We start from the raw sequence: 14,867 nt of genomic DNA on the forward strand, positions 1-14,867 counted from the left end.
AAGTGTTGCAATTACCCCCTGAACCCAAGCAACTTCAAGGACTCCATCCGCGACTTCGCCCGCGCCTCGTTCGCCTACGGGCTCAACGCCAAATGGCCGGTGTACCTATCCACCAAGAACACCATCCTCAAGGCCTACGACGGCATGTTCAAAGACGAGTTCCAGCGCATCTACGACGAGGAGTTCAAGGACAAGTTCGAAGCCGAAGGGCTGACCTACGAACACCGCCTCATCGACGACATGGTGGCCGCCTGCCTCAAGTGGGAAGGCGGCTACGTGTGGGCCTGCAAGAACTACGACGGCGACGTGCAGTCCGACACCGTCGCGCAGGGCTACGGGTCGCTGGGGCTGATGACGTCGGTGCTGATGACCGCTGACGGCAGGACCGTCGAAGCCGAAGCGGCGCACGGCACGGTCACCCGCCATTTCCGGCAGTACCAGGCCGGCAAGCCCACGTCGACCAACCCGATCGCGTCGATCTTCGCCTGGACGCGCGGGCTGCAACACCGCGGCAAGCTGGACGGCACACCGGCGGTCGGTGCGTTCGCGCAGCAGCTGGAGGAGGTGGTCGTCGGCACCGTCGAAAGCGGCAAGATGACCAAGGACCTCGCGCTGCTGGTCGGCCCGCAACAACCGTGGCTCAACAGCGAGGAGTTCCTCGGGGCGATCGCCGAGAACCTGGAGAAGGAGCTGGCTAACTAGCCGGCGGGTCGACCACCCGAATCTGCGGCTGGGCGCACTGCTCCAGGAATTCGGTGATCACTTCGGTGACGCGCCCCGGCGCTTCGAACATCGGCACGTGACCGACGCCGTCGAGGCGGGTGACCTTGGTGTCCTTGGGCAGGAAGTCGGTGAAATGGCGGCCGAACCGGCTCGGCGGCACCACCCGGTCCTTCTCGCAGAGCACCACGTGGGCCGGTACGGCGGTTTCGGCCAACTCCAGCAACCCCGGTTGCAGCAGCGCCTTGATCAGCAGCTGGAAGTAGGCCGGGCAGTGCGCGGCATCCTCGGTGATCCCGACCAGGTCCCGCTCGCTGACGCCGTCGGGCGACGCGCTCAACGGCAGGGTGGCCAGCCGGCGGCTGAACGGCAGCCGCAGCGCGCGCTGGCCGAGCAACCGGGCCAGCAACAGGATCGGCATCCCGGCGATGAATTTGCCGATGACCTCGAACTTGACCAAGCTCCAGCGGGTCCAGCCGCCCGCCGCGGCGATACCGGTGACGCTGCGCGCCCGCCCGCGCCGTTCCAGTTCGAAGGCGACCCAGCCGCCGAGCGAATTGCCGACGATGTGGGCGGTCTCCCAGCCCAGCTCATCCATTTGCCGCTCGACGTGGTCGGCGAGTACCGCCGAACTCAGCAACCAGGTGCCCGCGTACGGTCCGCCGTTGTGGCCGGCCATGGTCGGCGCGAACACCTCATAGCGGCCGGTATCGGCGAGTTGCTGGGCCACGACGTCCCACACGGTCTGCGACATCAGGAACGGGTGCAGGAGCAGGACCGGTTCGCCGGAGCCGTCCTTGGGCCCCAGGTGGATCGGTGCGCGAGTCGTCATGCCGTCCGACATTACAAGGTGGTACCGGCGGTACCGCAACCAATGCTGACCGGTGATCGGCGGGTCTGCCATGAAAAGATCGGGACATCATGAGCACCACTACCGGGTCCGGCCGGATCTTCTCCGGCGTGCAGCCAACCTCTGACTCACTTCATCTGGGCAACGCCCTGGGTGCCGTTGCCCAATGGGTGCGGCTGCAAGAGGACTGGCGCGACGACTGGGACGCGTTTTTCTGCGTGGTCGATCTGCACGCGATCACCGTCCCGCAGGACCCCGCAGCGCTGCGGCGCCGAACCCTGATCACCGCCGCGCAATACCTGGCGCTGGGCATCGACCCCAACCGCAGCACCGTCTTCGTGCAAAGCCACGTGCCGGCGCACGCGGAGTTGGCCTGGGTGCTGGGCTGCTTCACCGGCTTCGGACAGGCGTCGCGGATGACGCAGTTCAAGGACAAGTCGACGCGGCAGGGCACCGATTCCACCACGGTGGGCCTGTTCACCTACCCGGTGCTGCAGGCCGCCGACGTGCTGGCCTATGACACGCACCTGGTGCCGGTGGGGGAGGACCAGCGCCAGCACCTGGAGCTGGCGCGCGACATCGCCCAGCGGTTCAACAGCCGCTTCCCGGACACCTTCGTGGTGCCCGACGTCCTCATCCCCAAGGTCACCGCCAAGATCTACGACCTGCAGGACCCGACGTCGAAGATGAGCAAGTCGGCCAGTACCGACGCCGGACTGATCAACCTGCTCGACGATCCGGTGTTATCGGCCAAGAAGATTCGCTCCGCGGTGACCGACAGCGAGCGCGAGATCCGCTACGACGTCGAAGCCAAGCCCGGGGTATCGAACCTGTTGACCATTCAGTCGGCGGTCACCGGCGTCGATATCGACACGCTGGTCGCCGGTTATGCCGGTCGCGGCTACGGCGACCTGAAGAAGGACACCGCCGAAGCCGTCGTCTCCTACGTCAGCCCCATCCGGGCGCGCGTGCAGGAGTTGACCGGTGATCTCGCCGAGTTGGAGGCGGTGCTGGCCGCCGGCGCCCAGCGCGCCAACGAGGTAGCCAGCAAAACCCTGCAGCGGGCCTACGACAGGCTTGGTTTCCTGCCGCGAACGGGTAGACCCGCGCCATGAGTGAGCCCACCCAGCCAGGGATCGTCGATCGACTGCGGGCCCGGTACGGGTGGTTGGACCATGTGTGGCGCGCCTACCAGCGCTTCAGTGACCGGCAGGGCGGCTTCTTCGCGGCGGGCATCTCCTACTACACCATCTTCGCGTTATTCCCTTTGTTGATGGTGAGTTTCGCGGTGGTCGGGTTCACGTTGTCGCGCCGTCCGCAGGCGGTGACGATGATCAACGACCGGATCAGGGCGGCGGTGACCGGTGAGCTGGGTAACCAGTTGGTCGATCTGATGAACTCCGCCATCGACGCGCGGGCGTCGGTGGGCATCATCGGCCTGGCCACCGCGGCGTGGGCGGGGCTGGGCTGGATGTCGCATCTGCGTTCGGCGTTGAGCGAAATGTGGGACCAGTCCGACAATGAGACCGGATACGTGCGGACCAAGCTCTCCGACCTGCTGGCCATGGTGAGTTCCTTCGTGGTGATCCTGGCCAGCATTGCGCTCAGCGCGCTGGGTCACACCCGCCCGATGGCGACGCTGCTGTCCTGGCTTGGCATACCTGAGTTTTCGGTGTTCGACCTCATCTTCCGGATCGTCTCGATCCTGGTGTCGCTGCTGGTGTCCTGGTTGTTGTTCACCTGGATGATCGCGCGGCTGCCGCGGGACCCGGCCAGCATTGTCACCTCGGTTCGGGCCGGGTTGCTGGTTGCCGTCGGCTACGAGCTGTTCAAGCAGGTGGGGTCGGTCTACTTGGCGGTGGTGCTGCGCAGCCCCGCCGGCGCGACGTTCGGTCCGGTGTTGGGGCTGATGGTGTTCGCCTACGTCACCTCTTACCTGGTGCTGTTCGCCGCCGCCTGGGCCGCCACCGCCGCGGGTGAGGACCCGCGCGCCAAGCACGTCGACCCGCCGGGCCCGGCGATCATCAGCCCGCGGATTCAGGTCGACGAAGGCCTCAGTGTGCGCCAGACCTTGACCGCGGTGGCGGCCGGCGCGGTCGGGGCGCTGACTTTTTCTCGGCTGACCCGGCGGCGGCGCTAGGGCGCGACCGACCAGGCGCCGTTGGTCATGACGGCGCTGACGTGCAGATTGTGCTGCAGCACAACAAGATTGGCGGCAAACCCGGCCGCCAATCGTCCCACCCGTGGCAGCCCGAGCGCACGCGCCGGCGTCGCCGACGTGATCTGCGCCGCGGCCAGCAATTCCGCGTCGGTCCTCGAACCCGCGGCAAAGCGGAACAGCCCGTCCATGGTCGCGGTGCTGCCGGCGATCGTCGTGGTGCCCTGCACGCGCGCCACACCGGATTCCACCTCGATCTGCACCGCGCCCAACCGGTAGCAGCCGTCACCGCAGCCGGCGGCCGCGATCGCGTCGGTGACCAGTGCCACCCGGTCCGGGCCGACGGCCGCGATCACCGCGCGCGCTGCCTCGGGGTGGACGTGCACGCCGTCGGCGATGAGTTCGACGCTGACCCGCCGGTCTTGCAGCAGCGCCAGCACCGGTCCCGGTTGGCGGTGGTGCAGGGGCGGCATCGCGTTGAACAGGTGGGTGCCCACCGTGGCGCCCAGGTCGATCGCGGCTTTGGTCTGCTCGTAGGTGGCGTCGGTATGGCCGACGGCCACAACGACATTCGCGGCCCGCAGTTGGCGGATCGCCGCGCTGGCGCCGGGCAGCTCGGGCGCCACGGTGACCATCCGGACACTGCCGTGTGCGGCGGTCAGCACGGCGTCGATTTCGTCGGGCTCCGGTGAACGCATCCGGGTGGGGTCGTGGGCGCCGCAGCGCGCGGGACTCAGCCACGGCCCTTCCAGATGGATGCCCGCGATGGTGCCGGCGCGCGTGGCCTCGGCGAGTATGCCGACGGCGGCGATCAGCTCCGCGGGCGTGGCGGTGACCAGGCTGGCCAGCATGGTGGTGGTCCCGTGCCGGCGGTGGAACGCGGCGGCTTGCTCGACCTGGCCGTCGGTGAAGGACGCCCCACCCCCACCATGCACGTGCATGTCGATAAAGCCGGGTGCCACAACGCCGTCCGGCATATCGACGTCGGGTGGTCCGGGTGGCCTACCGGCACCGCAGGCCTGGACGCGCCGGTCCTGGATGTGCACCCAGCCTGGGCGGTGCACCTGTCCAGGTGTCACGACGGCACCCGCCCGGATGATGGTCATGGTGTTTCGGTGAGCTCTCGGGGCCAGCGCCCGCCGTTCTCCCAGAAGTGGCGGATGTCCTCGAGTTGGCGGCCCTTGGTTTCTGGAGCAAAACGGTGCACCACCACGAACGCCACTACGGCAAAGGCGCCGAACAACGCGAAAACGCCTGCGCCGCCCAGCAATTGCAGCAACGTGAGGAAGAAGCCGGCGATCAAGGCGTTGGCGGTCAAGTTGGACGTCAGCATCACACTCGACCCCACCGACCGCAGCCGCGACGGAAAGCTCTCCCCGGCATACACCCACACCAGCGAACCGAACCCGAAGCCGAAGCCGACGATGAACAACAGCACACCACCGAACCCGAAGATGAGTCCGTGAGCGCCGGTGGGATTCTTGGCGAAGATGGCCACCAGTACCACGTCCGCGACGACCATCATCGCGATGCCCGACAACAGGATTGGGCGGCGGCCCAACCGGTCGACCGACAGCATCGAGACGAACACCGCGGCCAGCCCGGCGAGTTGAACCAGGGCCGGTAGCGCCAGCAGCGCGAAGTTGCCCTCAAACCCCATGGCGGCGAACAGCCGTGGACTGTAGTAGATGATCGCGTTGATCCCGGTGATCTGGATGAGGAAGCCGAGCGCGACCACGAACAGGGTGGCCCGCAGGTACGGACGGCGCAGCATCTCGGTGATGACACCCGGACCGCTCTGCTCTTCGCTTGCCGCACCGGCGATTTCGGCCAGCTCCGCGTCGACGGTGCTTTCCGGCTCGATGCGCAACAGGGCTTGGCGGGCGTCGTCGAGCCGGCCCTTGAGCAGATACCAGCGGGCGGTGTCGGGCATGCGGAGCAACAGCGGCAGCAGCAGGGTGGCGGGTACGGCGGCCAGCCCCAGCGTCAGCCGCCAGCTCTGGGAGTCGGCCAACAGGTAACCGGTGAGGTACCCGAGGATGATGCCGCTGACCGTGGCCACCTGATAGGCCGTCAGCAGCGAACCGCGCACCGCGGCCGGCGCGGATTCCGCGACGTACACCGGGACGACCACCACTGACACGCCGATCGTCACGCCCAGCAACAGTCGGGCAGCCAGCAGCATCGGCACCGACACCGACACCGCGCCCAGCAACGCGAACACCGCATAGCCCATGGTGATCAGCACCATCGACTTCTTGCGGCCGATGGCATTGGCCAGCGCGCCCGCGGCCAGCGCACCCACGATCTGCCCGATCACCACCATCGCGGTGATGAGTTCCTGCTGCCGGGTGGTCAGGCCGAAGTCCTTGGTAATGAACAGCAGCGCGCCCGCGATGCTGGACAGGTCGTAGCCGTAGATGACGCCGACGCTGGCGGCGGTGAGCCCGACCAGCAAGCCGCGCTGCGCGGACCGGGCAGTCATCGGGCCGAGTCTAGTGTTGCGGGCGCCGGTTCATGGAGCGGGCGACCAGCATCAATCCGAAGACCACCGCGGCGCCGATCACCGCCACGCCGACCCGGACCGGCAACGCGTCGGCCGACGAGATAGGTCCGATGGCCTGCGGTCCGGCTTGCCGGTCGGCGGGATTGGCCTTGGCGACCAGCGAGGGGTCGGGCTCGATCAGCGAACCGATCTGGGTGCCCTGCGCGGTGCTGAACCCGTAGTCGAGCAGGTGCGCCGCCTGCTCCCACGGCGCGATCGGCTGGCGCGTGCCGTGCAGCAGTACCGCCATCAGGCGCCGGCCGTTGCGGTTGGCCGCGCCGACGAAGGTCTGCCCGGCGTCGTCGGTGTATCCGGTCTTTCCGCCCAGGGCGCCGGCGTAGTTGTAGAGCAGTTTGTTGTCGTTCTCCAGCTGGTAGCCGGGATGGTCGCCGTGGCCGGGGAAATCGAAGGTCTTGGTCGCGACGATGTCGGCGAAAACCGGGTTCTGCCAGGCATATCGGTAGAACAGGCCCATGTCGTAGGCCGAGGTGCTCATGCCCGGCCCGTCCAGCCCCGATGGCGTCGCCACCCGGGTGTCGCGGCCGCCGAGCTTGGCGGCCAGCACGTTGATCTTCTCCAGCGCGGTCTGCATGCCGCCCAGCTGCATGGCCAGCGCGTGCGCGGCGTCGTTGCCCGAGTGCATCAGCAGGCCGTGCAGCAGCTGGTTGATGGTGTAGACGCCGCCGTCGTCGACGCCCACCTTGGTGCCCTCGGCGGCGGCGTCGTCGGCGGTGCCGGTGACCGTCTTGTTCTGATTGAACGCGTTGATCGATGCCATGGCGACCAGCACCTTGACGATGCTGGCGGGCCGGTGCCGGCCGTGCGGGTCGCGCGCGGCGATGACCGCGCCGCTGTCCAGGTCGGCCACCAGCCACGCTTCGGCCGAGACGTCGCCAGGTACCGGCGGGGTGTCCGGAGCCGCGATGATGCCGCAGCCGCTCAGCGCATTGCCGCCGACCGGGGTGGGCGGCACCGCCAACGGCTGCGGCGGGTCGCCGGCCGTGGGCACTTCCGAGGAGTCGACCGCCGGCGGTGTGGTGACCCGATAGGGGCAATTCGCGGCTCCCGCGGCCTCCGCATTCGGCTCGGCCAGCGCGGCCGGGACGGCCGGTCCGGCGACCAGAAACGCCGCCGCAGCCAGGCAAGATGCGGCGCGTAGGGAGAAACTCTGTAACAGCATCGTCTGTGCAGATTAGGGGATCGGGCAGGCAATAGCCGATCGGCACGCTGTGACTGGTGGGGCAGAATATTACTTGACAGTGTCACTTACAGTGGTGACACTGTCAGTATGCGTTGTCGAGCGTGGGCCTCAAGGATGGAAACCGGCCTCGGCGCGTACGTAGGCCACACGTTCGGCGGTGATTGACCGATGCCGACGCTGTTGACCTTGCCCGAGTTCGCCGCGCTGGCCGCCAAGGCGGTACAAGCGTCCGGTGCCGCGCCCGATAACCGTCAGGCCAAAGCGATTCCGGCCGAGCGGATGATCCGGTACTACACCGCGCGCGGTTTGCTGCCCCGCCCGGGCGCCAAAGGGCGGGCGCTGACCTACGGCCGCACCCACGTGTTGCGTCTGGTCGCCGTCAAGAGGTTGCAAGGACAAGGCCTCTCGCTGGACGAAATCGCCGAGCGCCTCGACGCCCTGGCGGCCGAGGAGCTGGAGTCGCTGGCCGCCATCCCGCCGGGCGTGCTGCCTGCGGACCTGGCCGACGTGCCAGGTGACCCGGCGCCGGCGCGCGCGGCCGGGCGATTCTGGCAGGCCGTTCCGCAAGCTGCGCCCGAAGCTCGCCCGGCGGCTGTCGCCCAGTTGCAGGCCGTCCGGCTCTCCGACACCGTCACGCTGCTCATCGACGGCGGCCCGCTTCCCGATCTAGCGACCCTGCGCCACGCCGCCGCGCCGCTGCTCACCCTGCTGAACGAGAGGACGACCGATGGGCGCTGACGTACTGCCCCTGATCAACGACGAGCCGGCGGGTCGCCAACCGGCGGGCGGGCCGACGTGTGGCGAGCTGACCGGTACCGACGGGCAGCGGTTGCCGCTGCGCGCGTTGAGCGTCGAGACCGCCATCGTCGGCTTGACCGCCACCTCCACCGTGCGGCAGCGGTTCGTCAACACCGGCGATACCAGCGTGGAAGCCACCTACGTCTTTCCGTTGCCGGACCGCGCGGGGGTGACCGACTTCGTCGCCGACCTGGCGGGGCGGCGGGTGGTGGGTGTGCTCAAGGAGCGCGCTCAGGCCCGCGCCGACTACGAACAGGCATTGGCGGCGGGGCAACGGGCGGCGATCCTCGAGGAGGACCGCTCCGATGTGTTCTCGGTGCGGGTCGGCAACTTGGGTCCGGGGGAGGAGGCCACCATCGAGATGCGGCTGACCGGCCCGCTGGCCTTCGAAGACGGCGAGGCCACCTTCCGCTTCCCGCTGGTGGTCGCCCCGCGCTACACCACCGGCACCCCGCTGCCCGGCGACCAAACCGGCGGCGGCGTCGCGGCCGACACCGACGCCGTGCCCGACGCGTCGCGGGTGACCCCGCCGCGCCTTACCGACGCTGACGAGCGGCCCGACTTGCAGGTCTCGGTGACCGTCGACGACGCCGGCCTCGGGGCGTCCGGCCTGCGGGCCTCGCTGCCCACGACCGTGCTGGATTCGCCCGACGAGCTGATCAGATTGCGCCTCGAACCGGGTGTCCGCGCCGATCGCGACCTCCTTCTGCGGTTCTCCCTCGACGGGAACGACTTGGCGTCCTCGGCGGTGCTGGTCCCGGACGCCGACGGGGAAACCGGCACCTGGTCGGTGACGCTGCTGCCTCCCGCCGAAACATCAAGTGCGCCAAGGGATGTCGTCGTGGTACTGGACCGTTCCGGGTCGATGCGCGGCTGGAAGATGGTCGCCGCGCGTCGCGCGGCAGGCCGGATCGTGGACATGCTGGGCAGCGCGGACCGGTTCTGCGTGCTGGCATTCGACGACCGGATCGACACGCCCCCGGCGCTTTCCGCCGGCCTGGTCGAAGGATCGGACCGCAACCGGTTCGCGGCCGCGTCGTGGTTGGGCGCGCTTGCCGGCCGGGGCGGCACCGCCATGGCCGAACCGCTGCGCCAGGCCGTCGAATTGCTCGCCGCCTCGGGTGGGCAGCGGCAGGCCAGCGTGGTGTTGGTGACCGATGGCCAGATCACCGGCGAGGATCACCTGCTGCAGACGCTGGCGCCGGTGATCGGACAAACCCGGATCTATTGCGTCGGAATCGATCAGGCCGTCAACGCCGGATTCCTGGAACGGTTGGCGCGGCTGGGCCGCGGACGGGCCGAGTTGGTCGAGTCCGAGGAACGGCTGGACCAGGTGATGGGGCGGTTGGCGCGCACCATCGGGCGGCCCTCGCTGACCGGACTGCGGGTTCGCGCCGACGGCGTCGAATTGGTCAACGGCACAACAACTCCCGCCAAGTTGCCCGACGCGTTCGCCGGGGTGCCGTGGGTCGTCACCGGACGTTACCGCGGAGGCGGTGCGGGCGCGAGGTTCCATGTCGACGCCGACGCTCTCAGCACCGTTCTGCCGGCGCGTGTCGCTCCCGATGCCGTTGCGGTGCAGACTATTTGGGCACGGTCGGTGGTGCGCGACTTGGAAGACGAATACGCATCGGGTTATCCCGATGAGGAGTTGGCCGCCCGCCTGGTAGCCCATTCCATCCGGTTCGGCGTCCTGTCCCGGTTCACCGCGTTCGTGGCGGTCGACCCGGAACGAACCGCCGCCGGTCCGCTCACCGAAATCATGCAGCCCGTCGAACCACCCGCCGGCTGGGCCGCCCCGGTCGGCTTCATGCCGGCACCCGCGGGCCAGTCGGTGTTCAGCTTGGCCAGTGTGCCCGCGGTGCCGGCGCCTACCCGCGGGGCGGCCCCGAAGCGGTCGCTGACGAACTTGCTGACGCGGGTGGAGCGGCAGATCGGCGGCGACGAGTCAGGACTCGACGCGGTGTGCGACGAGCTGATCGGCCACCGGGATCAGGCATCCGGTCCGGCGCTGGCGGCGGCGCTGACCGCGTTGTGTGATGCGCTGACCCGGTACCTGTGCAGCCCAACGGAATCGGGTGCGCGGACGGTTCGCGCGGCTGTGGCGGAGGTCAGGCGAACCTTGAAAGCGTCGCGCCGCGGCAAGTTCTCGCGCTTCTGGACGTAGGGCTCAGTACTTGATGTCGCTCAGCACGCCGCGCAGGATCGATTCGATCGCGTCGAACTCGGATTGGCCGCACACCAGTGGCGGGGCGAGTTGGATGACCGAATCGCCGCGGTCGTCGGTGCGGCAATACAGCCCGGCGTCGAACAACTTCGCCGACACCTCGCCGAGCACAGACGCGCGTTCTTCATCGGTGAACGTTTGCTTGGTCGCCTGATCCTTGACCAGTTCCACGCCGAAGAAGAAGCCCTCGCCCCGGACGTCGCCGACGATCGGCAGGTCGTAGAGCTTCTCGAGGGTCGCGCGCAGCGCGGGGGAGTTCTGCTTGACGTGGTCGGTGAGGCCCTCGCGTTCGAAGATGTCCAGATTGGCCAGCGCGACGGCAGCCGATACCGGGTGGCCGCCGAACGTATAGCCATGGCGGAACGTGGTTTTGCCGTCGTTGAACGGTTCGAACACGCGGTCGCTGGCGATCATCGCGCCCAGGGGTGCGTAGCCCGACGTCATGCCCTTGGCGCAGGTGATCATGTCCGGCAGGTAACCGAAGTCGTCACAGGCGAACATCGAACCGATCCGGCCGAACGCACAGATGACCTCGTCGGAAACCAGCAGCACGTCGTACTCGTCGCAGATTTCGCGGACCCGTTCGAAGTAGCCCGGGGGTGGCGGGATGGAGCCGCCGGCGTTTTGCACCGGCTCCAGGAATACCGCCGCGACGGTGTCGGGCCCTTCGAACTCGATGGCCTCGGCGATCCGGTTGGCCGCCCACTGGCCGAACGCCTTGGCGTCGGTTTCGTACGGTTCGGGTGCGCGGTAGAAGTTGGTGTTGGGCACCCGGAAACCGCCCGGCGCCACCGGCTCGAACGCCGCCTTGTAGGCCGGCAGGCCGGTGATCGCCAGTGCGCCCTGCGTGGTGCCGTGATAGGCGATGGCGCGCGAGATCACCTTGTACTTGTTGGGTTTGCCCATCAGCTTGAAGTACTGCTTGGCCACCTTCCAAGCGGTCTCGACGGCCTCGGTGCCGCCGTTGGTGAAGAACACGCGATTGAGGTCGGCCGGGGCGTAGTGCGCCAGCCGCTCGGAAAGTTCGATGGCCGGCGGGGTGGTGTTGCCCCACAGCGGGAAGAACGCGAGCGTTTCGGCCTGCCGGGCGGCGGCCTCGGCGAGTTCTTTTCTGCCGTAACCGACTTGGACCACGAACAACCCGGACAGCGCGTCGAGGTAGCTCTTGCCCTGATCGTCGAAGATGGTGACGCCTTCGCCCCGGGTGATGACGGGTGGGGTGATGCCGTTGCCGTGCTGGGCGAAGTGCAGCCAGAGATTGCGCATTCATCCGATGTTAGGGACCGGTCCTTAGAACATAACAGAGCCGCCCCCTCGGAGCAGGCCGCGTGCCGTCGGGCCGCTTACGGGCCGCCGGCTTTGCTGGCCGGCCCGGCTTCTTACCCGCTGCCAAGCTAGGCTCTGACTATGGCCGTTGCGCAACAGGTCTCAGAGTTCGAGGCGCTGCGCCCCCACCTCATGTCGGTCGCCTACCGGCTCACCGGGACGGTGGCCGACGCCGAGGACATCGTCCAGGAAGCCTGGCTGCGGTGGAACACCCACGACGGGGCGATCAACGACCTGCGCGCCTGGTTGACCACGGTGGTGAGCCGGCTGGGTCTGGACAAGTTGCGCTCGGCGGCGCACCGGCGGGAAACCTATACCGGCAACTGGTTGCCCGAACCGGTCGTCACCGGTTTCGGCGGGGACGACCCGCTGTCGGCCGTGGTAGCCGGGGAGGACGCCCGCTTCGCCGCGATGGTGGTGCTGGAGCGGCTTAGTCCCGACCAGCGGGTGGCCTTCGTGCTGCACGACGGCTTCGCGGTGCCGTTCGCCGAAGTGGCCGAGGTGCTGGGCACCAACGAAGCATCCGCGCGCCAACTGGCGTCGCGGGCCCGCAAAGCCGTCGCGGCGGCGCCGCCGCCCGAGCCGGACCCGGCGCACGCCGAGGTGGTCGGCAAGCTGATGGCCGCCATGGCCGTCGGTGACCTGGACACCGTGGTGTCGCTGCTGCACCCCGACGTGACCTTCACCGGCGATTCGAATGGCAAGGCGCCGACCGCCGTTCAGGTCATCCACGGGGTGGACAAGGTGGTCCGGTTCATGATGGGTCTGGCACGGCGCTACGGCGACGGCTTCTACACCGCCAATCACCTGGCCCTGGTCAACGGCGAGCTGGGTGCCTACACCACCGGCTTCCCCGCTAGCGGCGGCAACCGCGAGATGGCGCCGCGCGTCACCGCGATGACGGTGCGCGACGGGAAGGTGGTCGCGCTGTGGGATATCGCCAACCCGGAGAAGTTCACCGGTTCGCCGCTGCGCGTCATGTCGGCAGAATGATGGCGGCCGTCGGGCCGAGAAAAATCTGCTGACCGCCCGGGGGCACGTAGTCACCGGTGGGCCCGTAGATGCCGTAGTGGAAGGGACTGGTCGGGCCGTACCCGGCGTAGAGGTCGTTGATCCAGCCGGTCGACAGTGTGTACACGGCCGAGGTGGCGCCGGGCGGAGAGAACCCGGTGACCAACTGCAGGATGAGATCGGTGACGGGGTTCAAGCCCAGCATCGAATCGACGTGCGAGCCGCCGACGATCTCGGCCCCGACGAATTGGTTCGGATACAGACTGGTCAGTTGATTCGTGGTGGCGCCGAACGCATTCCACGGCTGGGGCATCGCAGCCACCGTGTACACCGGGATATCCGCCGCTTGCAGATGGGCTATCGCGCCCCCGAAGGCCGCGGCATTGCCGGCCACCCCGTCGAACATCACCACGCCCTTGAGGTGGTTGGTGGCGGCGCCGAGGTCCGCGAGGTAATTGCCCGCGGCAACGCTGGCCAGGCCACCGCCTGCGGAGTGTCCGGACAGGACGAAATCCTGCGGCAGGGTGCCCTGGTAACCGGCCTGGTGTGCGCTGAGGTTCAAGTTCGTTTGCGGACCCAAGAACAACGAGGCCACGCCCTGTTGCATCTCGGGACTGTTCAGCCAGAGGCCCAACGGCAACGGAATCGACGGGATGGTCGGAGTGACCACGACGCTGTTGGTCTGCTGCGCGAGTTCGATGGCCAGCGGCTGGTAGAGCAAACCGAATGCACCGAAGCCGTGCTGCAGATAGACGGTGCCGGTGGCGTTCACCGTCCCGCCGGCCTGTGTCGGGAAATACCAGAATGCCGGGGCGGGGTAGCTGAATTGCGGAATCGTGAAGCCCAGGAAGGAGGTTGGCCCGACCGGGATCTGCAGGAAGGAGAACCCGACCCTGACCCCGCTCACCCCATTGGTGGCGGGGGCGAGGGCCACCGTGGACGGGAAATTCAGCACTCCGCCCAACCCCACGGCGTTGGTTGCCGAGTTGAGCAACGCGCCCAGCGTCGCCAGGTTCGCGGCCTCGGCGCCCACATAGGCGGTCGCGGCCGCGTCCAAAGCACGCACGAATTCGGCGTGGAAGTGGGCTGCCTGGGCGGTCAGCGTCTGAAACTCCTCGGCGAAGCTGCCGAAGTGCTTGGCGATAGCCGTAGACACCTCGTCGGCCGCCGCCGCGGCAATCCCGGTCGTGGAATGCGCCGCGGCAGCGGCGGACTCGGTGACCGCCTCCCGGATCACGGTCAGGTCACCCGACGCGACGGCAAGCGCGTCGGGTACCGCGATCAGGTATGACGACATCAGCGGCTCCCAATTCCGGGGCAGTCACCGGATGCTACCGAGGGGAAGCCGCCGACGGCCGCTGTTCCGCCGATCTACGAGGTGGCCTCGGCCTGGTTAGCCCACGGCACCCGGCAGGCGTCCCCGGAGTTGAAGCCCTGTTCGGTGATGCCCAGTGCCGAGTACATCCGGGCGCGCATGTTCTCCACACCGATCTGATAAGTCAACTCGATCACTCCGGCGTCGCCGAAGCGGGCCCGCAGATCCTCCACCTGCTCGTCGGTCACCGAGTGCGGGTCGGTGGTCATCGCGTTGGCGTAGGCGATGGCCGCGCGTTCATCGTCGGAGAAGGCCGGGGAGGTCGCGTAGTTGTCAATGTCGCGCAGCCGGTCCATGTCCAGGCCGTCCAAGCGTTGCAGCATCGCACCGAAGTCGACACACCACGAGCAACCGATGGTCCGCGCGGTCCAGAAGACCGCCAGCTCGCGCACGCTGACCGGCAGGGTCCGCGACGCCCGTTCCAGCAGCGTTTCGTGGACGGCGTTGGCGACCAACAGGCGAGAGTGATGCGCAGCGACGGTGAACGGCTCGGGCACCTCGCCGAAGCGCCGCTTGGCGACTCGGTACATGGTGCGAATCAGCAGGCCGGCGCGATTGGGGGGCAGGGGCTCAATGCGGGTTTTCTGTGTCATACCCCTCAGACGGGACAGTGCAGGAAAGTGTGACGGGCGGGCGCCAAGAATCCGCCAAGACTT

The 14,867-nt window shown here is 68.1% G+C and carries 11 protein-coding genes and 2 pseudogenes; 6 read left to right on the forward strand and 7 right to left on the reverse strand.

The annotated features are described in order from the left end of the window. Positions 1 to 30: 30 nt before the first annotated feature. Positions 31 to 702: pseudogene (locus I2456_RS06060) on the forward strand (NADP-dependent isocitrate dehydrogenase); the annotation flags it as partial. On the opposite strand, the gene I2456_RS06065 reads toward I2456_RS06060, so the two are convergent. Continuing rightward, positions 695 to 1,495, reverse strand: a complete 801-nt coding sequence (locus tag I2456_RS06065) for an alpha/beta fold hydrolase (RefSeq protein ID WP_085072834.1) — start codon at positions 1,493 to 1,495, stop codon at positions 695 to 697. The pseudogene I2456_RS06060 and the gene I2456_RS06065 sit on opposite strands and share 8 nt — an antisense overlap. Before the next feature lie 146 nt (positions 1,496 to 1,641). Between I2456_RS06065 and trpS the strand changes: the two genes are divergently transcribed. Then, positions 1,642 to 2,685, forward strand: coding sequence for a tryptophan--tRNA ligase (gene trpS, locus I2456_RS06070; protein WP_085072747.1), 1,044 nt, complete (start codon positions 1,642 to 1,644; stop codon positions 2,683 to 2,685). Beyond that, the gene (gene yhjD / locus I2456_RS06075; RefSeq protein ID WP_085072748.1) at positions 2,682 to 3,710 is read left to right on the forward strand and encodes an inner membrane protein YhjD; all 1,029 of its coding nucleotides are present in this window, start codon (positions 2,682 to 2,684) and stop codon (positions 3,708 to 3,710) included. Before trpS ends, yhjD begins: the two co-directional genes overlap by 4 nt. On the opposite strand, the gene nagA is transcribed toward yhjD, so the two are convergent. The 3 genes from nagA to dacB1 are packed head-to-tail and all read right to left on the reverse strand — an operon-like array spanning position 3,707 to position 7,453. Then, positions 3,707 to 4,834 (reverse strand): N-acetylglucosamine-6-phosphate deacetylase, encoded by a 1,128-nt coding sequence (nagA, locus tag I2456_RS06080; protein WP_085072749.1) that lies wholly within the window; start codon positions 4,832 to 4,834, stop codon positions 3,707 to 3,709. The genes yhjD and nagA overlap by 4 nt on opposite strands. Continuing rightward, complete coding sequence (locus I2456_RS06085) at positions 4,831 to 6,213, reverse strand: sugar porter family MFS transporter (RefSeq protein ID WP_085072750.1); 1,383 nt, start codon at positions 6,211 to 6,213, stop codon at positions 4,831 to 4,833. Before I2456_RS06085 ends, nagA begins: the two co-directional genes overlap by 4 nt. Positions 6,214 to 6,223: 10 nt before the next feature. Then, a complete protein-coding gene (gene dacB1, locus I2456_RS06090) occupies positions 6,224 to 7,453 on the reverse strand; it encodes a D-alanyl-D-alanine carboxypeptidase DacB1 (protein ID WP_068033642.1) in 1,230 nt (409 codons plus the stop codon). Positions 7,454 to 7,642: 189 nt separating this feature from the next. On the opposite strand from dacB1, the gene I2456_RS06095 reads away from it, so the two are divergent. Together I2456_RS06095 and I2456_RS06100 are read left to right on the forward strand one after the other, a co-directional pair. Further along, entirely contained in the window at positions 7,643 to 8,212 is a 570-nt protein-coding gene (locus I2456_RS06095; RefSeq protein ID WP_085072751.1) for a MerR family transcriptional regulator, read from the forward strand. Continuing rightward, complete coding sequence (locus I2456_RS06100; RefSeq protein ID WP_085072752.1) at positions 8,202 to 10,439, forward strand: VIT domain-containing protein; 2,238 nt, start codon at positions 8,202 to 8,204, stop codon at positions 10,437 to 10,439. The genes I2456_RS06095 and I2456_RS06100 overlap by 11 nt, the downstream gene beginning before the upstream one ends. A gap of 3 nt (positions 10,440 to 10,442) precedes the next feature. Here the strand turns inward: I2456_RS06100 and I2456_RS06105 are convergent, their stop codons facing one another. Then, entirely contained in the window at positions 10,443 to 11,765 is a 1,323-nt protein-coding gene (locus I2456_RS06105; protein ID WP_085072753.1) for an aspartate aminotransferase family protein, read from the reverse strand. Positions 11,766 to 11,906: 141 nt separating this feature from the next. Here I2456_RS06105 and I2456_RS06110 point away from each other — a divergent pair, with 141 nt between their 5' ends. Next, a complete protein-coding gene (locus I2456_RS06110) occupies positions 11,907 to 12,818 on the forward strand; it encodes a sigma-70 family RNA polymerase sigma factor (protein ID WP_085072754.1) in 912 nt (303 codons plus the stop codon). Here I2456_RS06110 and I2456_RS06115 read toward each other — a convergent pair. Next, entirely contained in the window at positions 12,802 to 14,133 is a 1,332-nt protein-coding gene (locus I2456_RS06115; RefSeq protein ID WP_085072755.1) for a PE family protein, read from the reverse strand. The two genes, I2456_RS06110 and I2456_RS06115, sit on opposite strands and share 17 nt — an antisense overlap. Positions 14,134 to 14,207: 74 nt before the next feature. Then, positions 14,208 to 14,816 (reverse strand): annotated as a pseudogene (locus I2456_RS06120) (carboxymuconolactone decarboxylase family protein); the annotation flags it as partial. Positions 14,817 to 14,867: the final 51 nt, after the last annotated feature.

The sequence above is a fragment of the Mycobacterium kubicae genome, assembly GCF_015689175.1.
Taxonomy (GTDB): domain Bacteria; phylum Actinomycetota; class Actinomycetes; order Mycobacteriales; family Mycobacteriaceae; genus Mycobacterium; species Mycobacterium kubicae.